The organism is Bacillus sp. AP8 (assembly GCF_000321185.1).
Taxonomy (GTDB): domain Bacteria; phylum Bacillota; class Bacilli; order Bacillales; family DSM-1321; genus Bacillus_AD; species Bacillus_AD massilioanorexius.
Map to the genome: position 1 here is coordinate 1 of NZ_CAPG01000120.1, position 578 is coordinate 578.

Annotated in this window: 1 protein-coding gene; it reads right to left on the reverse strand. The window is 33.7% G+C overall.

The features are described 5' to 3' along the window. Window positions 1-82 precede the first annotated feature (82 nt). Window positions 83-460 carry a hypothetical protein gene (locus BN349_RS22925; protein WP_019244612.1) on the reverse strand — a complete coding sequence of 126 codons (378 nt, stop codon included), beginning with the start codon at window positions 458-460 and terminating at the stop codon, window positions 83-85. Window positions 461-578: the final 118 nt, after the last annotated feature.

The following is a 578-nucleotide window of genomic DNA, read 5'->3' on the forward strand; positions in this document are numbered from 1 at the left end:
TAACATAAGAAAAAGACGACCTTTCAAAATGAAGAATCGCCCCCTAATAGTTTAAGTCTATGTATTCATAAACTATATCTTCTTATGCAACAATAGCAGTTATCCAAAAACAAAGCGCTGTAAGTATAGCCATAGGTGTCATCACCCACTTTTCCTTTCTACTATTAGAAAAGCCATTCATAATCGCATTGAGTGTGAGGTATGACGCAAATAAAAAACAAATTCCTCTTGTAGTGCCAATTGAGAATAAATTAGGAATTACCTTGGCAGTCTGCAATATTATTATGATGGCAAATAGCTGAATAAATACAGAAAAGCCACAAGCAACTCTCATTCTTATAGGCATTACGTTGTACTTACCACCCATAGCGAATTCTCCATAGGGGAAACCTAAAGCAAGTAAAGTATATAAGATCGCAACTAATAAAAATGAGACACTTCCAATTAACGCTATTATCATCTAACTATCCCCCTACAAAGTAATATGGTATCTCTATCTACATTTAATTATCTTCTCTCTTTATTCTTATTGCACCTAGTATTCGTTCATTACAAATAAATCCGTCTTGCACTAAACT

Bases quoted from the DNA above. Each gene is read 5' to 3' on its own strand.
- BN349_RS22925 (WP_019244612.1), bottom strand. From the start codon at position 460: ATGATAATAGCGTTAATTGGAAGTGTCTCATTTTTATTAGTTGCGATC.